The following is a 21,863-nucleotide window of genomic DNA, read 5'->3' as shown; positions in this document are numbered from 1 at the left end:
TTAGGCCGCTTGAAATTAAACGGTGGCGGGTTTGGGTTCGGGCTTAGGCGGTTCGGTATTGGCGATCGCTTCAACCACGCGATCGGCAAAGGCGCCATCTACCTGGCGGAACAGGGCAATCTGTCGCTCCTGAATGGGCTGCATACAGCGACCTAAGCTGCCTGCAATGTTATGAACTAGGCGATCTTTTTCGCCCTGATCCAGCATGTTGTAGAACATTTTGCACTGATCGAAGTAGTCTTCTTCGTCTAGCTCAATGCGATCGGCCAGTCCTTCCACATGGTACGGCGGCGCTTTGGCCCGTTCGTCTGCTTTGGGATACTCGTGATGGGTGGGGTGGTAGTTAGCGCGCCCGCCGTTGTTGCCGTCTACCCGCATAAAGCCATCGCGGTAGGGGGTGTTAGCTTTGGTGGCGTGAGGCTGGTTTACCGGAATGGTGTCGTAGTTGACGCCGAGGCGGTAGCGGTGAGTGTCGGCGTAGGAGATGATCCGAGCCTGCAACATGCGATCGGGCGACCAAGACACACCGGGCACGACGTTACCGGGAGAGAAAGCTGCCTGCTCTACTTCGGCAAAGTAGTTCTCTGGGTTGCGGTTTAGCTCTAGCTTGCCGACCCGCTGGAGCGGAAAATCGTCGTGGGGCCAGATTTTGGTCAGGTCGAACGGATTCCAGGGGAAATTCGCGGCCTGTTCATCCGTCATAGTTTGGATGTGCATTGTCCAGGACGGGTAGTTGCCCTGATCGATGGCGTTGTAGAGATCTTTGGTGGCCCAGCGGGGTTCGATGCCCTGCATGTGCATCCACTCGGCCTCGGTAAAGTTTTTGATGCCCTGATTGGTTTTGAAGTGGAATTTCACCCAGATTCGCTCTTCATTAGCATTGATCAGGCTAAAGGTATGGCTGCCATAGCCGTTCATGTGTCGCCAGCCCATCGGTGCGCCGCGATCGCCCATGAGCCACATGACCTGGTGTAGACTTTCTGGCGAAAGCGACCAAAAATCCCACCACATTTCATGCTGCCGCCAGTGCTGCTGGGGATGTTCCTTCTGCGATCGGATAAAGTCCATAAACTTCATCGGATCGCGCACGAAGAAAATGGGCGTATTGTTACCCACTAGGTCCCAGTTGCCGTCTTCGGTGTACAGCTTGATGGAAAAGCCCCGCAGGTCGCGGTAGATATCCGAGCCGCCCTTAGACTTAGCTACCGTTGAGAAACGGACAAAAACTTCGGTTTCTTTGCCAACTTCTGAAAACAGCTTGGCCTTCGTCAGATGGGTGATGTCATCTGTGACGGTGAAGGTACCATAGGCCCCTGAACCAACGGCGTGAACTACCCGCTCTGGAATCCGCTCACGGTTGAAGTGAGCCATTTTTTCAATCAGCGTATAGTCTTCCAGCAGCAGCGGCCCCCGCCTACCCACTGATTTAGAAACTTCATTGCTGGGCACGGGAATGCCAGCAGCGTTAGTTAAGGTGTTATCTTTTTCGGCCAAAATTATGTCCTCGCTTTGATATATAAGCGCCTATAGAAAGCACTGTAGTGCGGCTATCAAAGTTCAACATCTAACCTTCGAGCAGAGAACAATAGCTCTTGAGATAGACGCGTTTCTGAGCCTTTCAACAAAACAACTTTGAGTAAAAACGAGATATCTCTTAAGGCAGACAAGCGACTTGCGGAAGTCACTCTGCTGAGAGATAAACTTGCCGCAGTAATTAACTACATTAAACAGACAGAAATAAAACGCTGAAAAAATTATTGGTTTCAGCGAGGAGAATAATTACTATGGCTAACGAACAGAAAAAAGAAAAGTCTTTTGCCGAAAAGAACGAAGAAAGAATTGAAAGAGCGGTCGATAAGATCGAAGAAACCGCTGGTAAGGAAGTAGAAAATCAGTCTTCTAAAAAAGAACAGTAGATCTAGCCTCGCTCAAAGATTGGGTTGAAGCGCTTTCTGTGGAAGGCGCTTTTTTCGACTGCTGATCGGCCTTATCATGAATTAAAATCTCGATTAGGCGTTGCAGTGAGCGGTAAAGTTTACCTAGTGGGGGCAGGCCCCGGTTTAGCGGCATATCTCACAGTGCGCGGTCAGCAGCTTTTGCAACAGGCTGAGGTACTGGTGCATGATGCTCTGGTAAGTGCAGAGCTGCGATCGCTAATTCCCTCCACCTGTCAGCAGTTTGATGTTGGCAAGCGCGGCGGTCGCCCCAGTACGCCCCAGGCAGAGATTAATCAGCTTTTAGTCCGGCAGTGCCAGCGGGGCAAGCAGGTTCTGCGGCTCAAAAGCGGCGATCCGTTCATTTTTGGTCGCACCCAGCAGGAAATTCAGGCGCTCCAGGAAGCTGGCTGCGCCTTCGAGTTAGTACCCGGCATTTCCTCGGCGCTAGCGGCTCCCCTGCTAGCCGGTATCCCCCTCACCGATCCGGTCTTAAGCCACAGCTTCGCGGTATTAACCGGGCACGATTTAGACTTGCACAACTGGGAGCTGCTGGCCGGGTTAGAAACCCTGGTGATTTTGATGGGAACGCGATCGCTCGGAGAAATTACCCATCAGCTCATAAGCCACGGCATGCGCCAGGAAACCCCCATTGCCCTAATCCGCTGGGCCAGTCAGCCGCAGCAGCAGATTTGGCAGGGAACGCTGCTCAATATTGCGCAGCTCACTAAGGGGGAAAAGCTGTCTCCCTGCGTTATGGTCATTGGAGAAGTGGTCAGGTTACGGGAGTTTTTGCAGATGAAGGTGTCCCCTGCAGCCGTCTCGCCGCGATCGCTAGCGGGCAAAACCGTGTTAGTCACCCGCTCATCCGGGCAGTCAAGCCAGTTCAGTGACCTGCTGACAGCCGCAGGCGCTAGGGTGCTAGAAATGCCTGCCCTAGAAATTCGGCCTCCCGCTAGCTGGGCTGATTTAGACCGGGCGATCGCCCATCTATCTAGTTTCGATTGGCTTATTCTCACCTCTGCTAATGCGGTCAGCTACTTTTGGCAGCGGCTAAATCACCACGGCAAAGATGCCCGCTCCCTGGCTCACCTCAAAATTGCCGTTGTGGGTAAAAAGACAGCCGCCGTCCTGAAACAGCATGGCCTCCAACCAGACTTCATCCCACCGGACTACGTAGCCGACTCGCTAGTCGCGGCTTTTCCAGAGCCTGTAGCCGGGCTGAAGCTGCTATTCCCCAGAGTGGAGAGCGGCGGGCGTGAGGTATTGGTTAAAGAGCTAACGTCTCAGGGGGCTGAGGTGGTAGAAGTTGCGGCCTACGAAACGGGCTGTCCGGCAGGCGTCGATCCCACCATCGCTGCGGCCCTACAGCAGCAGGAGATTGAGGTGGTTACGTTTGCCAGTTCTAAGACGGTGCGCCATGCCTGCCAGCTTTGGCAGCAGGCCCTGGGCGATCGCTGGCCAGCATTACTCAAAAACGTCTGCATCGCCTCCATTGGCCCCCAAACCTCTAGCGCCTGCCGCGATTTGCTAGGCCGGGTGGATGTGGAAGCTGAAGAATACACCCTGGAGGGCCTAACTCAGGCCATAGAGCGCTGGGCTCAGTCCTAAAAAAATCTAGAGATACGAACGGGCGCATCTCTAGAAAAGTTGAATAATTATCCCAAATTAGGGCAAAAATTTAGCGAATAGCCTGAGGTTGCTCAACCAGTTTATTCAGCTCTGCCGCAATGATTTCCTGGGTGACAACGCCCGCTTGCCGGCCCGCAAGCTGTCCCTGATTGAAAAACAGCAGCGTCGGGATTGCCTCAATCATATAGCGCTGCGCCAGTTCTGGCTGCTCGTCAATGTTGACCTTGCCCACCGTTGCTAGGCCATCAAACTCGGCGGCGATCGCCTCAATCACCGGATTCATAATCCGGCAGGGGCCGCACCAGGGAGCCCAAAAGTCTACAACCACCGGGCGATCGCTGTTAAGCACCGCTGTTTCAAAGTTGTCAGTGGTTAGAGTTAACACTTTGTCCGTCATCCTAATTTCCTCGTGTGGTTAAACGTCTAATTTAGGGAAAACACAATCAGCCAAATCTAAAATTTTCATCAAACTGCTACCGACAGGTCTTTCAGCCCGGCCACAATCTCCGCCGGATCTTGGCGCTGGGTGTAGTCCACGTTGATATAGGCCTGAACGATGGTGCCGTCAGTTCGAACCACATAGGTAGCCGGAACGGGCAGCTCAAAGGTTTCATCACCGTTATGGGCAGGCAGGTCAATGCCAAAGTTTTCGTAAATAGGCCGCAGATAAGCGGGCAGGGCAAAGACCAGGCCAAATTCTCTGGCGACTTGATTGCCCACATCGCTCAGCACCTCAAAGCTGAGGTCGTGCTTTTCGGCAGTAGGCAGGGAGCTGTCAGGGGTTTGAGGTGAAATAGCCACTAGGCTAGCGCCTTGCGCCTCAATTTCGGGGAGAGCCTGCTGCAGCGCCTTCAGCTCTAAATTGCAGTAGGGACACCAGCTACCTCGGTAAAAAGAAATGACTACCGGGCCGGTCTGCAGCAGGTCTTGGATGCTAACGGTCTGGCCGACTGCATTCGGCAGGCTGAAGTTGGGAACGCGATCGCCTGCTTTGAGGCTGTTGTCTGCAATATCGCTGGCTTGCAGCTCAGTCAGCGCCTGGGCCATTTTGCCTTTGACTTCATCGGGCATCTGCGCCTGTATCTGGGCAGCAAAGTTAGCTAAGTCCTGGGTCAAGCTCATATTGAATACCTCACTAGTGTGGAAAAATACTCATTTTAGAACGTTTGTTCCAAAATGGCGAAAAATAAAAGACAGGCTGTGGCTGTACTGATTCTATTTTGAAACGATCATTCCAAAATGAGATTAAAACAAGCTGAGAATTTGGCCAGATTCCGCTGGGTTTAAGCAGTTGGCCTAGCTATTTCTGGGCTGTTTCTGGCTGAGGCTGCAGAACGGCCAAAATCAGCTCGGCAGTCTGACGCAAATACTGGGGATCGGGGTTGATCTTGGCAACGACGCGCAGTCCTTGTAGGGCACAGGCAAAATACTGGGCGATCGCCCGCAGATCCTGATTGGCAGCAATCTCTTCCTTAGCCTTGGCCCGCTGCAGCGCCTGATAGAAAGCGGCCTCAATCTGCTGTAGGGTCGCTTTGGCCTGCTGAGTAACCGCGTCATCGTGGGCACCCCGTTCCACCATTGCGTTGGTCATCAGACAGCCCTGACGGTCTAAGTCAGCCGCCGATCGCTCTGCTAGGCCATAAAAATGATCCACGATCGCCTGCCGAGCGGCATCCGGCGCTAACAGCGGCGCTAGGATAGGCTTGACGACGGTGATCTGGTAGTGGGCGATCGCCGCCAGAAATAGGCTGTGTTTGTCCTGGAAGGTATCGTAGAGACTCCCGCGATTGATCCCCATTGCCTCAACTAAGTCCTGCACGGACGTGGCCTCATAACCCTGCCGCCAGAAAACGGTCATCGCTTTCTCTAGCACTTCATCGCGATCGAACTCCTTTTGGCGAGGCATGGTGTTTAGATTTCCTGTTCTTCCCTTATAGCAATTTTGGAACAGACGTTCAATTTCTTAAAACAGCCCAATACTGCTGAAACTTAAAGTTTTTGGGCGATGAGAGAGTTTTTTTCAGTAAAATTGCCGATATGACTTGAATAAAAAGCGTAATTACTCTTGAGATTTTTATAAATACGTCTTACTGCATTCCGACTGCCCCCTGAGATTTACTTGTTTTACAGCTTTGATATTGACTCTTAGCGGCTCAGTCCTCAGCTATTTGACTAGCGCTTGATCTACTTCTGGAGCGATACCCATGACTTCTGTTCAACTCAGTACGTTAACTCGCCATTCCAAAACAGCGACCCAGTTATGGGGCATCCTCCTAGCCCTAGCTTCCGTAAGCCTCACCCTCCCGGTTGAGGCCAGCAATGCTGACTCTTTCTCCAGCTTGAATCAGTCTGAGCTAGAAGAAGAGACGGCGATCGCGCCAGAAAGTGAGGTTATTCAGCTAGCCCAGCTTGAAGGCAGCACCCTAGTCTTTTTCCAAACGGATGACTATGCTGTGCGCGTTTTAGATCGCGGTGCCGCAGGACTGTTTATGAATGTCTTCAACCAGCGCACAGGCATTCAGGAACAAAACGGCGTCCCGGCAACCGCCCTACCTCGGCGGGAAGGAGAACCTGTTCGCTATCTCAGCAGCAGTTCCCGGGATGGAGGAATTGCTTATATTGCGTCGGTGCTAGGCAGAAATTTAGCAGAGCTGCAGATTATAGATGCCGACGGAGACGTGCGAGAGAGCGAGCGTACTAACCGCGTAACCGCCAATATTCCAGGCATTGATCGGGTAGCTCCCGATGAGCTAGAGACGCTGGCGCTGCATCGCGGCAGCCGTTACACGGCGCGGGTGTTGGAGCGCACAGATGGCGTTTTTATGAATGTCTATGACGGTAGATTTGAAAGACAGATTCTCAATGGTCGTCCTGCGCAGGCTATTCCCACAACGGGAGAATTTCAAGATTGGACAACTTATTTGAGCAACGGTACATTTAACGGCGTTCCAGCCGCTTACTATCTGCGTATTAGTCCGCGAGGGCAAACTCAGTTAGATGTTGTCCGTCAAAGTACAGGTGAACTTCTATCGACTGAAGCTACGGGGCGAACGGTAACTTCTCCGGGGGGATCCATCCCCGATCCGCGAACCACCAGCTTAGTGGATGCTTATGTAGTTGCTGTTCCCGGCAATCAAACAACGCTCAATCGCATCCTGCCAATCTATCCTCAGGCTTACCTCGATCGCTCTCGCCAAGGCAACTTTGTAAATGCGGGTTCTTTTACCAACCGCAACTCAGCCTTTGCCCAAATGTTTGACTTAAGAGGTCGAGGGTTTGATGCTCGGGTAGTTTATCGCAACGTCAGCTATCGATAGCAAAACAGTAGGGGCACAGCATACCGTGTCCCTACTGCTTCTGCCCCCCCTTTACTTAAACCTAGCTAACTTCTAACGGCTGGGTTTGTGATTGGGCAAGTAGCTGAGTCATCGATGTTTCAACATCAACCGCTAACTGTTGTCCCAGAATCAGCAGTTGAGCAACGGTCATTGGCTGTGCTGCCCCAGCATCGCTCTGGCGAGAGGATATCCCTGTTCCACTGGGAGATTCTGGCTGATTAGCCGCGAGCGTCTGCAGGAACTGATAGTACAGCTCTTGCGCCCGATCGAGCGATAGCCCCAGATTGAGCCGCTCACCCAGTTCAACCAGTCGCTTCAGCCAGAGAATATCGTCATCGACTGTATCGGGCTGGCCGTTTTGTAGGAGCTGCCATAGGCCGCTGAGCAGCAGGCGTTCTAGGGTTGCCTTTGCGCCCGACAGGTTGAGCTGACAGCTGAAGTGGCTGGCTTCTGTCGCGATCGCCTCCAATTCAGCTATATGACTCAGCCCCACTTGCAAAGGATGGAGATTGGGATCGCTTGCCTCCTGTTCTAGCCGTCTGAGAGATTTAAGCGCGCGATTGCTCAAGGCAATTTCCGCCGCTACCTGAAGCTCTTGAGGCACAGGCAGGCGATCGCGGTGGAACGCCATCAAAATGCCGTAGTTGTCGCGGTAAACCTGCGTATAAAGCTGGTCTAAGCGTTCTAGATTTTCCTGGCTAAGTAACTGCATGATGCGATGCCGTTCTTCCGCGAACAGATCCTGCAGACTATACGCCTGATCCCCAAACAGCCGATTTAGGGCCAACACGGTCTGGGCAGCGCTGGCCTGACTCAGCACTTCAAACAGCTTGGCTTTGGCATTGCTGTAGTCCAGCCGTCCTCGAAAGCGACGAATACAGCAGTGGAAATCCCATCCGCCAATGTGCAACACCGCGAAGGCGAGGCTAGCTTTTTCACGGGTAATTTCAGAGACAATTTCGAGCTGTCCAATGGCTAGGGTTAACGGCCCCATCCGCTGACGCTGATAGTCAGCTTGGTGAATGCTGTAGCAGTAGATCCGCTGTTCGCGGTGATAGGTGGTAAACAGAGAGCTGATGGCATAGTGAGCCGCTACCTGCTCCAGGGTGACGCGGGAGGGGATCGCCAAATGGCGATAGACGCCAGCACCGTCCTTAAAGTAGCTGACATTACTAGGCGCGTCCGCTAAGCGCTCCATGAACTCAGCTTCTAGCTGCAGGCCGGTGACTTCCCCAGCTAGCTCAATAGCCCTAGCTGCATAGCGTAAAAGCTGAGTGCCTTCAGGCCGGGATAGCTCTTCAAAAAACCAGCCGCAGCTCGTATACATCAGTAGCGCATGGCGCTGCATTTCCAGCAGTCGCAGGGCATCGCAAGCTTCAGTCGTCTTTAGCGATCGCTTTTGATAGGCGCTGATAAAGCGCTCAATATTTTCCGGACTGCGATCGCGAATCACCTGCACATAGGCATCACGAGCCTGCCAGGGATCTTGAAAAAACTTACTGCCCGCCGATTCAAACACCTCAGCTAGCTGATCCCGTAACCAGTTCAAAGCCTGTCTGAGAGGACGCCGCCACTGCTGATGCCATTCGCCGCCGCCGCCACAGCTGCAGTCATCTTGCCAGCGATCAACGCCGTGGGAGCAGCTCCAGGCCGTGACTGGCTTTAGCTCCACCTCCCAGGTGGGCGGATTCAGGGTGAGATAGTAGGCGTAGTTCGTCACCATCCAGCCGTGCTGGGGCAGTTCTGTCGTAACGGCATAGGCCAAGGTTTTCTCAGCGCCGCCGCGATGGTGGCCGAAGGTTTCTCCGTCAGTCGCCACTGAGATTAGCTGGGCCGGACGGTGATCCCCGCGCACCGCTTGTCCTAAACGCCCGACAAAGTGCTGGGCTGTATTGAGTACTTCATTGAAGCCCATATCCCTGGAAATTGGGCCGTCATAGAAAAAGATATCAACGTAATTCCGCTTGCCAGGCTTAGCCGGACGATTGAGGAAACAGCGATAGGGCCGAGTGGGATCAATCTGGCCGCCGCCGACCTCATGCCATTCTTCCGGTGGGCGATCGCCATAGCCCATCACCCGGCAGCGTTGGGCCTGGGAGGGAGCCAGAATGATGAAGCGAATATCCTCGTCCGCAAGGGCCTCTAGGGTTGGATAGTCTACTGCCGTTTCCGCCAGCCACATTCCTTCGGGATCGCGGCCAAAGCGAGAACGAAAGTCAGCCTTGCCCCAGCGAATCTGGGTGTACTTATCCGGTTCGTTGGCTAAGGGCAAAATGATGTGGTTGTAGACCTGGGCGATCGCGTTGCCGTGTCCGTTGAAGCGCAGACAGCTCTTGCGATCGGCTTCCAAGATGCGCTGATAGGTTTCTAGGTCATGGCGCTCCAGCCAGCTCATCAGGGTTGGGCCAATGTTGAAGCTGATGTACTCGTAGTTGTTGACGATGCAGGTGACTTCACCCTGAGCGTTAAGAATGCGGGCAAAAGCATTAGGCCGATAGCACTCATGCAGAATGCGCTCATTCCAGTCGTGAGCCGGAGCCGCGCTGGGCTGACGCTCGATCGCATCTAGATAGGGATTCTCTCGTGGCGGCTGATAGAAATGACCGTGAACACAGATATAAATGCCTGTAGGACTGGTCTGCCAGGTTTCCTCTGAAGGCGTTTGAGTCTGAACAGGAGGAGTGATCGCCGGAGAATTAGGTGTATGAGACATGCAGATTTAATTTTGAAAGAGCAGATTACTTGACGGTCATGACGCTGTGCAAAGAGCGGCTGTAGCGATCGCTCAAGCGTCAAAAATAGCTGTAAAAATTTAGAAAACTTGCTTCAGCAGTATAGCGAGGTTGCTGTTTCTAGAATATCGGGGGGATCAGAGGATATCAAGCAGCGAACGCTCAGTACACAAGACGTAAGCCGATGTCACGCTAATTAACAGTAGCTTTATTTTTATTTAATTTCTCTCTGTCAGTCGATAGAGCGATCGCTGTTTCTGTCAGGGCATGGGCGGATATTGCTCGCCCGCCTGAGACTGAGATCCTGGGCAGACTGGGCGGACGGGCTTAGGAAAGATGAGCATTACCAGCCGCTTCGTCACGCTGAATTTAGAAGATTCAATCAAGCCAATTTCTAAAGGTTAAAGCTGTTGTAAAGGGAAAGCAGTTCTTAAACACCTCTTTACGCCAGCTTTACCTGTGTCTGGGACGGTAATTCGGTGGAAGTACTGGAAATTAGCGTTTTACGAGCAGCGTAAGTCAATGCTTGGCTTATTTCTGTTCAGCTCAATACATCTGGCTGAGGGCAGTCCTTGATAACTGCGCTGGATGTTTAAGCGCGATCGCGGCTTTCAGTACTGGCTTTGTCGCTAACCGAACAACCTGTTTGGCCCCATATCCTTGGTTCTCGGCGGCTGAGCGTTCCCCACGACCTGGCCACTAATTTTGTCAGGGATGACATTCGAGTATTGCTTTCTCACCTATGTTCTGAGGCACAATGGCAACCGTATTTATCAACGAGATTCACTACGATAATTCAGGCACCGATGTCGGTGAATTTATTGAAATTGCTGGGCCTGCTGGCATTGACCTGACGGGCTGGAGCTTAGTCCTCTACAACGGCACCGCCAGCCAGCGCAGTCCCTATAATACCGAGACGCTAAGCGGCATCATTCCCGACCAGGGTGGCGGCTTTGGCACTGTCGTGATTAACTATCCTAGCAATGGCATTCAAAATGGCTCTCCTGACGGTATTGCCCTAATTGATGCTGGCGGCAGCGTCGTCCAGTTTCTCAGCTACGAAGGCAGCTTCACAGCCGCCAGCGGGCCAGCCGCCGGACTTACCAGCACTGACATTGGCGTAAGTGAAGGCTCCTCAACGCCTGTGGGCTTCTCCCTGCAGCTAGCGGGATCAGGGACTCAGGACAGCGACTTTACCTGGAGCGCTCCGGCGGCTGAGACGCCCGGTGCTTTTAACTCAGGCCAAACCTTTGGCGCTGCCAGCGGCCCCGCCGATCCCGTAATCAATGAATTTGTCTTCAATCACACAGGCAGCGACAACCGAGAGTTTGTTGAAGTTTTTGGCGATGCCAACACAGACTATTCCAGCTTTAGCGTTTTGCAGATTGAAGGGGATAGCACAGCGCCTGGCACCATCGACAGCGTGTTCTCAGTCGGCACTACCGACGGCAGCGGCTTCTCAACTACAGGCTTCCAAAGCAACACCTACGAAAACGGCACTGTGACCCTGCTGCTGGTTGAGAACTTTTCAGGCAGCGTGGGTGACGATTTGGATCTAGATGATGACGGTGTCGCCGACATGACGCCTTGGGATCGCGTTGTTGATTCAGTCGCAGTGAGTGACGGAGACGGTGGCGATCGCACTTACGCCGAAACCGTTTTGGCTCAGGGCTTCGACGGCTTGAATAACTTCACGGTCGGGGGCGCGTCTCGCATTCCCAATGGCGTAGACACTGATACGGCTGATGACTGGGTGCGCAACGACTTTGACCTAGCCGGGATCGATGGCAATGCAGGTACGCCAGAACTGGGTGAGGCATTCAACACGCCGGGGGCGGTGAATGCGCAGGTGACCGAGAGCGACCTACCACCTTTAGCGGCTGCTATCTATGAAATTCAGGGGGCTGGGCAGGTTTCTGAGCTGGTAGGGGAGCGGGTGCTGACCAGCGGCATCGTCACGGCGGTAGACTCTAACGGCTTCTACGTACAAGATCCCGCCGGGGACGGCAGCGAGGCCACCTCCGACGCGCTGTTTGTTTTCACGGGCGGACGACCCAGCGTCATGGCTGGTGACGAGGTGCAGATTGAAGGGGCCGTCAGCGAATTTATTCCGGGCGGCGCTGGCACAGGCAATCTGTCAATTACGCAAATTAGCGGCAGCCCAGAGATCACAATCCTCTCTAGCGGCAATGCCCTGCCGGATGCGGTGATTTTAGGTCGCAGCGGCCGGGTTCCTCCCAGTCAAATTATTGATGACGACGGCAGCTTTTATAACGTTTTAGCAGGCGCCGGCGTTTACGAACCGAATACCGACGGCATTGATTTTTACGAAAGCGTTGAAGGGATGCGGGTGACGGTAGAAGATGCCGTGGCCGTCAGCGGCACCAACCGCTTTGGCGAAATCTTCACCGTGGCGAATCAGGGGGCCGATGCCACCGGGATCAGCGATCGCGGCACGCTTAACATTGCGCCAGACGACTACAATCCAGAGCGAATTCAGATTCAGGAAGATTCTGGCATTTTAGATTTAGCCAGTGCTTATGAAACCGTGGATACGGGCGCGGCTTTAGGAGATATCACCGGCGTCGTCAGCTACAGCTTCGGTAATTTTGAAGTGCTGGTGACGGAGGACTTCACTCAAAATATTCAGCCTTCTGGTTTACAGCCTGAAGTCAGCTCGCTCACCCCGGTCGAAGACAGCCTCACAGTGGCTAGCTACAACGTCCTCAACCTAGATCCCAACGATCAAGATGGCGACACCGATGTCGCAGACGGGCGGTTTGAGGCGATCGCCCAGCAGATTGTCAATAATCTCAAGACTCCAGATATTGTTGCCCTGCAGGAAATTCAGGACAACGACGGTTCGGTCAATAGCGATATTGTCTCTGCCGACGAAACGCTGCAGCGCCTGGTAGACGCGATCGCTGCTGCTGGTGGCCCCACCTACGAGTTTGTGGATAATCCCTTCATTGGCGATGACACCAGTGGCGGCCAGCCTGGTGGCAATATTCGCACCGCTTTTCTCTATAATCCCGATCGGGTTGATCTAGCGGGCGATCCCCAGCTTACCGATCCCTTCGCTGGATCAATCCAAACGGTGGTTGATCCCCAAGATCAGCAGACCAATCCAGATAATCCCTTCTTTGATACGCGCCTGCCGCTGGTTGGCTTCTTTGAGTTTCAGGGCGAAACTGTCACAGTGGTAAACAATCACTTCTCCTCCAAGGGCGGCAGCGCTCCCCTATTTGGGCAAATTCAGCCTGCCGCAGACTTGCAGGAAGATCACACCGTCAACGGCAGCCTTGATGAGCGCCAAGCCCAAGCCCAGGCAGTAGTTGACTATCTCAGCCAAAACAACTTGATCAGCAATCCCGATGCTAAGACTATTGTGCTGGGAGATCTCAACGAGTTTGAGTTTATTTCTCCAGTGGAAGACATCTTAGGTGGGCCGCTGACCAACCTCACCGATACCCTACCAGCGGATGAGCGCTATAGCTTCATTTTCCAGGGCAATTCTCAGTCCCTAGATCATATTTTGGTCAGCGATACCCTACTGGGTGGCTCTCAGTTTGACATTGTTCACGTCAATGTCGAGTTTGCGGAAACCCCCGGTCGCGCTAGCGATCACGATCCGCTGTTGGCCCGATTTGATTTCGAGGCCATTACCGATGGACAGGGAGATGAAGATGACGACGCAGAGGATGAGTTACTGCATGGCGGTCGCTGGCAGCACTTAGCTGAGTCCTTTGAGGACAGTTTCCAAGCGTCATTTGCAGCTAAGCAAATGTTCTTAGGCGCGGCTTTTGCTTCAACGCCTATGCTGATGGGTGAAGATCTCCTGGCTGGCTTTAGGAATAATCTTTTTGCTCAGCTAGAAGACGTTTTTATGACTCACCGCTCGGTTGAATAGACGACCTGCAGCAACTTGAGCAATATAAAAATCCCTGATCTCGCTGAGATCAGGGATTTTTCCAAATGGGCGATCGCTCTATTCGTCCTCGCCTTCAACTCGCATCGGCGGCTCGACCGCGTAGTTGTCTAAACGACCAGACTCGTCAATTCTGTAGCCGCCAGTGGTAGACATGCCGGTGCCTTCTTCTTGCTTGTCAACGGCTTTTATATCCTGCACATTCTCAGCCGTGTCCGTATTGGCCGGAATTTCCATATCAGGAGGGTTTACGGCAGTGGTCTGAGCGGTTGAGGCAGCTTGCTGACTGCCAGGTGCGCCTTTACCAAAGCCAGCCGCTTCCGGATCGCCTGGGACGTTGCGATTTTGTTCTTCTGCCATAAAGAGTTCCTCTATTACTATTTATGACTTCAGCGTAACGATTAGGGCTAGCGGGCCGATTCCCTCTGTCGGGATAAAACAGGTATAAGTGTCTCTTGCTTTGGATGGGGATCGTAGCTCTTGGGCGGGTTAACTAGCGCCATCGGCATTACGCTGCCGTTTGCGATCTATATGGGCATGAGTCAGGCGATCGCGCTAGTTTTAGGCCCGGTGGGCTGGACAGTGCTAGCAGGCGGCATTCTCTACACGCTCAATCAGCCCAACTGGAATCGGCTAGCGCTGGCCGTTGTTTACATCTCCGTGATTCGGACCTCACTTGAGCAGAACGAAGCCATTAGACAAGCAGAAATCAAGAAAGCCCAGCAAGAACGGATTGAATTCTGGGCAGCCAGGGGTATTCAAGTCAAGTAGAGCGCACTGACAGTAAGCAGGGTCATTTTCTTCGCGAGCGATGCTCCTCTGGAGCCGTTTCATGAATGTCAAAGCAATCCACTCCAGTTCTTCTTCGTTGGTCTACTCATCTTGCTGCATAGAGTAGTAAATTTTTGTCTTGCTCATGTCCACACCCGCTGAATCGGATACAAATCAAATTTGTCATCACGGCTCACAATATCTAGCGAGTAATCCACTGCTTGGGCAACTAAAATGCGATCAAATGGATCCCGATGATTAGGGTAAAGCGGTAAATTTAGGTAGATTTCTAGACTCTCAATCTCGATGGGGATAATTTCAGCTCTGATAACCGAGATACGATCCAATAAACTCTTCAAAGAGCAATCAAGCTGAAGTCTGCCAATACTTATCTTGATGACTATTTCCCAAAGACTTGCCACGCTGAAAAATAAATCTGACTTGGCATCGACTATCTCTTTGGCTCTTTGACTTAAATTGGGATCCTTTGATGTGTGCCAGAGAACAACATGAGTGTCTAGGAGAAACGCCATGTTACATATAGTCCTTTAAGTCTTCTAAGGGATCATCAAAATCATCGGACATTGTAATTTTTCCAGCTAAGCTGCCGTAGCCATACTTCTTTTCGAGGGCAGCTTTCTGCTCAGCATCAAGTAGTTCCACGGACGTATCAAAGTCTTCCGGCAATGGTAGCCTAAAAGTTCCTTTTATCGAGCCTGCTAATCGTCGTTTCTTCGGCCTCTCTTCTGTCGTATAGGCTTGTAAGTATTTTTCGTTGAGATACCTGGCGTAATGTAGAACCTCTTGCTGAAGAGATTTCGGCATCTGAGTTAGGATTTCTAAAAGTTCTGCGTCAACAGCCATTGACTACGCCTCCTGTACTTTGACTAAAAACATGACAGCGATTCCGATTTGAATGAAGACGTTGTTTTTGTACCGGGAATTTGGGGATTACGGCTCACAGTTACATCATGCCTCGCCTTGAGGCTCTATGGTATTGGGCATTTGCTGGTTGAGCGTTTTCAGGAAAGGGGCGAGCGGTAAGCTTGCTTATGCTACTTGAGCTGATTCGGTGGACTGCTAGTAAGTTTGGCCCTTTTTGAGGCGGGTGATGCTCCTCTGGAACCGTTTCACGACCGCTAAACTAAACCACTTTAAGTGCTCTAGATTAACCGCGATCGCGCCTCTGAATATTACGAATCCACTGGATCTGCTGAAGGTGGATGCCAACCGCCTTGAATCCAAAAACGTCGTGCTCTGACAATAGCCCCGTCATTATGAGCTTGGTCGTTCAGGTCAAGGCGAAGCTACCCAGCGATCGCGGCTGGATATGATCAATCTCAAAGCGGGCCGCACTCGCTTCTTCAGAAGAATGACAGTATTCGCATAGAAACTTAGCTCGTTCCCGAACTTGCTGGCGTAGCTCTCTAGAAATCGCCATCCTAAACAGACTCAGCAATAATTTTTGCGTTTAGCAAGGTGAAAATTCGGTCGAGTTCGAGAATGCCAGTTAGTTCTACCGATTCCTCCGAGGTGAGATTAGCTGCTCTCTGCTTCTTGTTGAGGGTTTCTAACCGTTCTTGCAAGTCATCGCTGAACTTGAACAGATATGCGCCCCGAACCGACTTCACCTGAATGCCCGAATCAATAAAAGTAGAGGGCTGAATCATAAGCTGAGCGTTCATCGTTCACCTACGTAGTGGGCGGGAAGTTTTCTAATGACCTATCTCCATTATCTAGACTCCATAAGATGACTGGGTAGATACAGCTCGCTGCGTTTTTAGCAGCACAGCTAGAGCTAGGTCGCCTGAACTGATTGGGTGGATCGCCAGTTGGGTGAGTCTGTTTTCAGTGCAGACAATTGCTAGGCCAAACTACTCCAAGCGCTTTAGATTAACCGCAATCGCCTTTAAGCTCAGCAGCTTTTCCGCAATAATAATTAACGTCACTTCATAATAGCGATCGCAGTCTGCACACCGTTTTAGTCATAGAGGCCACGCTAGATGGATTTGAGTTCGCTGGTTTTTCAAGGGCTTTGGGGACTTGCCTCAATTGTCATTGCTGAAATGATTCGAGATGTCTATCATTTGGTCAGCCACTATTGGGCACCGCTGCAGCGGCTGCACAACTGGCACCATAAGGCTTACAAGCGCGACTTTACCCCCATCAGCCCGCAACTGTACGCCAAAGCCCAGCTCTACAACGATGTGCCCGAATCGCTGTTCATGATGGCAATGCTGGCAGGACTGGCGATCGCCAGCGGTCAGCCCGGTCTTTGGTTAGGGTTTCTCTATGGGGCTGGCTTCTTGGGCGCGGCGGTGGCGCGATCCCAGGGCTGGTTGCTGCTGAGCGACCTGACCCACGAACCTGGCCCGCTGACGGAAACGCCTAGCAATTGGATAGTGAATCGCACCTATCACTGGCGGCACCATTTTGATGACACTAATGCTTACTATGCGGGATACTTTACTTTGCTAGACAAGCTAGTAGGCTCAGCCGTGTCCCTGAAAGGAAAAGTAATTGCTATTACCGGTGCTTCTGGCACGTTGGGTCAGGCCCTGATTACCGAACTGGCGCGGCAGGGGGCCAAGCCCATTGCCATCACCACATCTCCCAAAGCAAATTGGGATCCAGAACTCAAGGTTTTGTACTGGCAGCCGGGGCAAGAAAGTCAGCTTCAGGCGGCTCTGAGCAAAGTCGATATTTTGGTAATCAATCATGGCTTGAACGTGCATGGCGATCGCTCGGCAGCCGCGATCGAAGCTTCATTACAGGTCAATGCCCTGTCGGCCTGGAAGCTTGCAGAAGTGTTTATGACAACGGTAGAAACCTCAGCTCAGCGGGCCAATAAGGAAATTTGGGTCAATACCTCAGAAGCTGAGGTTAACCCGGCTTTCAGCCCTCTCTACGAAGTTTCTAAGCGACTTTTGGGCGACTTGGTGACGATGCGTCGCCTTGATGCCCCCTGCGTCATTCGCAAAGTGATTTTAGGCCCGTTTAAGAGTAATCTCAATCCTATTGGCGTTATGTCGGCTGCCTGGGTTGCCAAAATGGTAGTGGCGCTGGCTAAGCGCAACGTCCGCAACATGATTGTGACGATTAATCCGCTGACCTATCTGCTTTTTCCGCTGAAGGAAACGAGTCAGTCGCTTTATTTCAGACTATTTTCTAAAAGTCAGCCGTAAAAACTGCATAGGTGCTGACGGTCAGAAATACTTTCTCTTGGCAATCAGCCGTTCAACACACTCCTTGGGGAGCATATACAGACCCTCGTTTTCTGACTGAAGACGAGGGCTTTTTTTGACTATGGGCGAGCAGCTTCATCGGTCTGAAAGGCAAAGTCGCCTCGATTCTGAGGCAGGTTAGCTCCCACCAGGCAGGCTCCGGTTAAGATCACACCTTCTAAAATTGCGCCGCCCAAGTCCGCACACAGCAGGTTAGCACCTGTAAGCGAAGCGCCAGACAGGGTTGCGCCGCGTAGATCAGCTTCTTCTAGGTTGGCATTATTAAACAGAGTCCCCTGCAGCTCGGCCCGACTCAAATCCGCGCCGTAGAGATTGGCGTCGCTCAGGTTGGCTCCCCGCAGGTCGGCTCCGCGCAGGTCAACCCGCTGCAAATCAACTCCCATTAGGTTGACGCCGCTGAGAAAAGCACCGGCCAAGCTAGCCCCGGATAGCCTTGCCCCCATAAGATTGACGCCGCGCAGGTTGGCCCCCCGCAAATCAGCGCCGCTTAAATCGCTCTGCATCAGGTTGGCCCCCCACAGGTTAGCCCGCAGGTCAGCACTCATGAGCTGTGCCCCCATCAGGTTAGCGCCCTCTAAATGAGCCTGGGCCAGAGTCGTGTGGCTAAAATCAACCCCTATCAAGCTCGCGCCCGCTAGGTGAATCCCAGCTAAGTCAAGTCCTGAAAGGTTTTCATCATCTAAGTTAGCGCCCGCCAGCTGAGTTAGTTGGCCGGAACGAATTGAATCGATATCCATAAACAAGGTCACGCGGGTTAAAAAATCTATGATGAGGTTGACTGAGCTAGATCAGAGACAGGATTGGTGTCGGGGTGCAGCAGCCCGGCTCCCATCGTGATTTTGGTAGGAATGCTGGGCAGGCTCAGTCCCTGCTGCAGCCCTCGTACGATTAGCCCCAATATTTCAGTTAGCTTGGGATCCCAGCGAACTCCCTGTTCGGCCTGACAGGTGCGCAGTGCTGCCGAAAATCTTTCGTTTACGTCGGCTTCAGTGTCCGCAGAATGGGTATCTGCCGGATTGGCTACTCGCTCTTGAAAAGCCGCTACCAGCCCCAAAATACGGGACTCTAACGGAATGCGATCGCCGCTGAGATGAGCCGGTGGCCCTGAGCCGTCCCACCACTCGGTCTGGTGAGTGATAATTTCGGCAACGGCTCGTAGACGCGGCATTTTGCGGAGCACCTGAGCGCCGGGTACCAGCGGGCAGCTAGGGGCTGCGGTGCTATCACTGGCTGTTGAGTCCATTGGCAAGGGGGCAATGCGGTGCAGCAGACTGGCCAGTCGTAGCCGCTGTAGCTGCCAAGCCGGTAGATCGATTAGCTGACCTACCATTTCAGCCAGAGAAGCCACCTCTGCTGCCGCATAGGGATTTTTGGGGTCGGCTAAATCCGCGAGCTGGGCCATGCGCAAGAAAGCCTGCACCTCGTTGGAGACGAGGTTAGAGCTGAGGGCTTCGGTAAAGTCAAAGGACTCGGTACCAAAGAGAGAAGCCTGGCTCGACTGTAAATATTCAACGACGCGAGACACGACGCTGCCTAGACCATCGGCGGTAGAAACTTCGCTGACCTGATGCGCTATTTGCTGGTAGTGCTGTTGTAGCTGCGACTGGAGTTCAGGCTGGTACTTGCCAATATGGGCGATCGCCAACTGTACGGTTTCTCGTACTAAATCCGGTTCAAATGTCCAAAAGCCGTAAAATTTGCGTTCTAGATCATGGTCGGGGCGTCCCTGCGGCCCGTAGTCCTCATCCGACAGCTCCTGACAAAGCACCATTGCCGTGTAGTCGGGCGCAAAGATGATCAGGTGCCACTCTTGGGAAACCGGATCGTCGGGATCAAGATCGACAAGAGCTACATTCTCTCGCTGGCTAGTAGGATGACTGTGAAACCCGGTATCGGTACCCGCCATAATCGCAATCTGACTGGCGCGATCGGCAATATCGCCATAGCGATCGGCTTCCTGCAAATACCATTTACCCTGCTGAAAAGCGGCAATTACTAAGGGCTGACTGCCCATTGCCAAAATACAGTCCTCCAGCGCATGACAAAGCGCTACCAGGGTGTTCTTGTAATACACGCCGAAGTTGAGCGGACTTTTCTCCGCCGCATCTGCCTGATGGCTCTGAAATAGCTGTCGTAATATTGATCCCTCTAACATAACCTTGCGCTCTACCTGCTGTGACCCACCGTGAAATCGCCCGTGAAATCGCTTATCCCCATCATCATAAATAGAACAAGTGTAATACCTTACCTCGCCTCCAAGTCTTAAAAATTGCTACAGCTATCTCGAAGCAGCAGTTAGCTGCCGCTGCTTTGCCTCTATTGGAGCCGACAGTGCCTCATCTAGAGACGATTTGCCTAAGCGCTCCTCCAAAATATCCATCACCTCGCGGCCAAAATCATGGGGATTCTGCCGCCAAGCCTGCAAGCACACTTCACCAAAGAAAGATCCCAGCGGCTGCGGATTCCACAGCAGCTTCCGAGCTGTCCAAGGCATGACGCTCATCGGGTTGTAGTCCGGCTGCAGCATATTTTGCTCGAAGGCGTAGTTTTCCAGGTGAGTATGGGGCTGGAGGCCAATGAAGAAAATAGCCGGTTCCACTTTGTCTCGCCCAAAAACGGCTTCTAAAGCGCGGTGATAGGCCACGGTTTGACGGATTGTTTCCGGTCGCTCATCAATGACGTTAAATGAATAGTTGACCGAAACCAGATCGTTAAAGCCAGCATTTTTGAGATCGCGGCAGTTTTCTAGCACCGTCCGCAGGTTGTAGCCCATACGCATTTTCCGCACCAGCTCTTGCGAGCCGCTAGTAATGCCAATCTCGAAATAGTTCATGCCGGTCTTGACCATCAGATCGCACAGCTCTGGCGTCAAGTTGTCAGCTCGAATATAGGCGGCCCAGTGAATGTCCGCCATGCCAGCCGCCAAAATTTTCTCTAATAGCTCAACTGCATCGGAAATAAACCGCCGCGCCGGAATAAACTGGGCGTCAGTAAACCAGAAATTACGAATGCCGCGCTGATAGAGCTGGCGCATTTCAGCTACCACCTCATCGGCTGGATTAATGCGCACCTGCTTGCCTTCAATCACCGTGTAAACGCAGTAGCAGCAGTTGTGAGGGCAGCCTCGCTTAGTCTGCACGCCGATATAAAAGTCTTGTTCCTGCAGGTAGTACTCAAACTCAGGCCAAATCTGCTCGATATATGAATAATTGCAGGCCGTTTTTTCAATCGGAGTCGGCCATTCATGAATTAGGCGATCGCGCGGAGTGGTTTCGCCGACGACATAGCAGCGCTCGTCTTGAAAATCTTGCTGCCGCAGCATTTTTTCCAGCAGCGCCTCTCCTTCTCCCACTGAAACGATGGTGCCTCGTGGCAGCATAGCGCCAAGCTGCTCATAGAAGACGCTGACGGCTCCGCCGCCCACCACGGCTTTGGCTTCAGGGCGATAGCGGCGTGCTCGCTTAGTGCCGCGCTTGATCAGTCCTAAATTTTGCCATAGCTCACTGTAGTAGGCCGTCGTCACCCGCAGCCCCCCTAAAGCGCCTCGCAGCTTCACAAAAGGGTTACGAGCATAAAACACTTCAAAAGCGTGCTGCAGCGGATTGCCGCCCCGACCGCCCACTGGAGCATAAATTTGAATGTCTCGCCAGGAAAAAACCAGTAGCGAAGGCTGAAATTGATCAATGCAGGCATCTAAAGCCCTGCTGTAGTCCAGCGGTGGAATCGTGCCTAAATCAAAGATACGCTGCTCAACGGCGGGAAATAGCTTATGAACATGATCGGCTAAATAGACAACACCAATCGGAAAGATGGGATTGCACGGTAGGCGAACATATAAGATGCGATCGTTCATAGGAAGTTCCTAAGTCCGTTGGAGGCAGCGTCAAATCGAGCACGATTGCTTGCCGACTTGTTCAAGCGCGTTATCAAAAAGCAAGTCAGCTAACATCGCTTAACTTCACCCTCAGGCCGCGATCGCTGCTAAACGCAGCATTTCGACCAAATCTCTCAGATAAAGTTATATATCTTTACGATAACACTCACATCTCAAGTGCAAACCCTACTTTTAGCGACTGACTCAAAAAAAGTTGGAATTAGGCTTTGAGATCGCAGGTGAGTTGCTCTCTTCAAGGTTTCTGAGCTAGCAAAGGCTAGCCAGCCGCCGTAATGGATAAGTTCAGCGGGCTTGAGGCCGATCAGAGCAGATTCAGCCGAAAACTTTTGAAAATGTGGTATAAAAAACTAATATTTAATCTTTTCTTCAACATAGGAGATTTTCGGTC

18 protein-coding genes and 1 pseudogene are annotated in these 21,863 nt (G+C 52.4%); 6 read left to right on the top strand and 13 right to left on the bottom strand.

Annotation, left to right across the window (positions count from 1 at the left end; translation table 11 throughout):
• Positions 1 to 15: 15 nt before the first annotated feature.
• Positions 16 to 1,494: a catalase gene (locus QJQ48_RS15960; RefSeq protein WP_346292234.1), complete on the bottom strand. Its 1,479-nt coding sequence runs from the start codon at positions 1,492 to 1,494 to the stop codon at positions 16 to 18.
• Positions 1,495 to 1,784: 290 nt separating this feature from the next.
• Between QJQ48_RS15960 and QJQ48_RS15955 the strand changes: the two genes are divergently transcribed.
• Both QJQ48_RS15955 and cobA read left to right on the top strand, forming a co-directional pair.
• Positions 1,785 to 1,916, top strand: coding sequence for a hypothetical protein (locus QJQ48_RS15955; RefSeq protein WP_346292233.1), 132 nt, complete (start codon positions 1,785 to 1,787; stop codon positions 1,914 to 1,916).
• 105 nt (positions 1,917 to 2,021) lie between these two features.
• Positions 2,022 to 3,545 (top strand): uroporphyrinogen-III C-methyltransferase, encoded by a 1,524-nt coding sequence (gene cobA / locus QJQ48_RS15950; protein ID WP_346292232.1) that lies wholly within the window; start codon positions 2,022 to 2,024, stop codon positions 3,543 to 3,545.
• A 70-nt stretch (positions 3,546 to 3,615) separates the two neighbouring features.
• On the opposite strand, the gene trxA is transcribed toward cobA, so the two are convergent.
• The 3 genes from trxA to QJQ48_RS15935 all read right to left on the bottom strand — a co-directional run bounded on the left by trxA (position 3,616) and on the right by QJQ48_RS15935 (position 5,472).
• A complete protein-coding gene (gene trxA, locus QJQ48_RS15945; RefSeq protein WP_346292231.1) occupies positions 3,616 to 3,963 on the bottom strand; it encodes a thioredoxin in 348 nt (115 codons plus the stop codon).
• A 68-nt stretch (positions 3,964 to 4,031) separates the two neighbouring features.
• Positions 4,032 to 4,688, bottom strand: coding sequence for a peroxiredoxin-like family protein (locus tag QJQ48_RS15940; protein ID WP_346292230.1), 657 nt, complete (start codon positions 4,686 to 4,688; stop codon positions 4,032 to 4,034).
• 178 nt (positions 4,689 to 4,866) lie between these two features.
• The gene (locus tag QJQ48_RS15935) at positions 4,867 to 5,472 is read right to left on the bottom strand and encodes a TetR/AcrR family transcriptional regulator (protein WP_346292229.1); all 606 of its coding nucleotides are present in this window, start codon (positions 5,470 to 5,472) and stop codon (positions 4,867 to 4,869) included.
• Positions 5,473 to 5,770: 298 nt separating this feature from the next.
• Between QJQ48_RS15935 and QJQ48_RS15930 the strand changes: the two genes are divergently transcribed.
• Entirely contained in the window at positions 5,771 to 6,883 is a 1,113-nt protein-coding gene (locus tag QJQ48_RS15930; RefSeq protein WP_346292228.1) for a hypothetical protein, read from the top strand.
• Positions 6,884 to 6,944: 61 nt separating this feature from the next.
• Here QJQ48_RS15930 and QJQ48_RS15925 read toward each other — a convergent pair whose 3' ends face one another.
• A complete protein-coding gene (locus tag QJQ48_RS15925; RefSeq protein ID WP_346292227.1) occupies positions 6,945 to 9,617 on the bottom strand; it encodes a DUF3536 domain-containing protein in 2,673 nt (890 codons plus the stop codon).
• A gap of 776 nt (positions 9,618 to 10,393) precedes the next feature.
• On the opposite strand from QJQ48_RS15925, the gene QJQ48_RS15920 reads away from it, so the two are divergent.
• On the top strand, positions 10,394 to 13,546 hold the full coding sequence (locus QJQ48_RS15920; RefSeq protein WP_346292226.1) for an endonuclease/exonuclease/phosphatase family protein: 3,153 nt from the start codon (positions 10,394 to 10,396) through the stop codon (positions 13,544 to 13,546).
• Between the two features lie 78 nt (positions 13,547 to 13,624).
• On the opposite strand, the gene QJQ48_RS15915 is transcribed toward QJQ48_RS15920, so the two are convergent.
• Entirely contained in the window at positions 13,625 to 13,924 is a 300-nt protein-coding gene (locus QJQ48_RS15915) for a hypothetical protein (RefSeq protein WP_346292225.1), read from the bottom strand.
• Between the two features lie 120 nt (positions 13,925 to 14,044).
• On the opposite strand from QJQ48_RS15915, the gene QJQ48_RS15910 reads away from it, so the two are divergent.
• A complete protein-coding gene (locus QJQ48_RS15910) occupies positions 14,045 to 14,335 on the top strand; it encodes a hypothetical protein (protein WP_346292224.1) in 291 nt (96 codons plus the stop codon).
• 143 nt (positions 14,336 to 14,478) lie between these two features.
• Here QJQ48_RS15910 and QJQ48_RS15905 read toward each other — a convergent pair whose 3' ends face one another.
• The 4 genes and pseudogenes from QJQ48_RS15905 to QJQ48_RS15890 form a co-directional block, all read right to left on the bottom strand.
• Positions 14,479 to 14,868, bottom strand: coding sequence for a type II toxin-antitoxin system VapC family toxin (locus QJQ48_RS15905; protein WP_346292223.1), 390 nt, complete (start codon positions 14,866 to 14,868; stop codon positions 14,479 to 14,481).
• A 1-nt stretch (position 14,869) separates the two neighbouring features.
• The gene (locus QJQ48_RS15900) at positions 14,870 to 15,199 is read right to left on the bottom strand and encodes a DUF2281 domain-containing protein (protein ID WP_346292222.1); all 330 of its coding nucleotides are present in this window, start codon (positions 15,197 to 15,199) and stop codon (positions 14,870 to 14,872) included.
• 329 nt (positions 15,200 to 15,528) lie between these two features.
• Positions 15,529 to 15,776, bottom strand: a pseudogene (locus QJQ48_RS15895) (HNH endonuclease).
• 1 nt (position 15,777) lies between these two features.
• Positions 15,778 to 16,020: a hypothetical protein gene (locus QJQ48_RS15890; protein ID WP_346292221.1), complete on the bottom strand. Its 243-nt coding sequence runs from the start codon at positions 16,018 to 16,020 to the stop codon at positions 15,778 to 15,780.
• Between the two features lie 318 nt (positions 16,021 to 16,338).
• Between QJQ48_RS15890 and QJQ48_RS15885 the strand changes: the two genes are divergently transcribed.
• Complete coding sequence (locus QJQ48_RS15885) at positions 16,339 to 17,520, top strand: bifunctional sterol desaturase/short chain dehydrogenase (RefSeq protein WP_346292220.1); 1,182 nt, start codon at positions 16,339 to 16,341, stop codon at positions 17,518 to 17,520.
• 119 nt (positions 17,521 to 17,639) lie between these two features.
• On the opposite strand, the gene QJQ48_RS15880 is transcribed toward QJQ48_RS15885, so the two are convergent.
• The 3 genes from QJQ48_RS15880 to QJQ48_RS15870 all read right to left on the bottom strand — a co-directional run bounded on the left by QJQ48_RS15880 (position 17,640) and on the right by QJQ48_RS15870 (position 21,433).
• On the bottom strand, positions 17,640 to 18,317 hold the full coding sequence (locus QJQ48_RS15880) for a pentapeptide repeat-containing protein (RefSeq protein ID WP_346292219.1): 678 nt from the start codon (positions 18,315 to 18,317) through the stop codon (positions 17,640 to 17,642).
• A 26-nt stretch (positions 18,318 to 18,343) separates the two neighbouring features.
• Positions 18,344 to 19,735 (bottom strand): DICT sensory domain-containing protein, encoded by a 1,392-nt coding sequence (locus QJQ48_RS15875; RefSeq protein ID WP_346292218.1) that lies wholly within the window; start codon positions 19,733 to 19,735, stop codon positions 18,344 to 18,346.
• Positions 19,736 to 19,858: 123 nt separating this feature from the next.
• Positions 19,859 to 21,433 carry a photosystem II high light acclimation radical SAM protein gene (locus QJQ48_RS15870; protein ID WP_346292217.1) on the bottom strand — a complete coding sequence of 525 codons (1,575 nt, stop codon included), beginning with the start codon at positions 21,431 to 21,433 and terminating at the stop codon, positions 19,859 to 19,861.
• Positions 21,434 to 21,863 lie beyond the last annotated feature (430 nt).

The sequence above is a fragment of the Sphaerothrix gracilis Ecp01 genome (assembly GCF_030405905.1).
In the GTDB taxonomy this organism is placed as follows: domain Bacteria; phylum Cyanobacteriota; class Cyanobacteriia; order Phormidesmidales; family Phormidesmidaceae; genus Sphaerothrix; species Sphaerothrix gracilis.
Note: the sequence above shows the minus strand (reverse complement) of the source record. Positions and strands in the feature narration are given on the sequence as shown.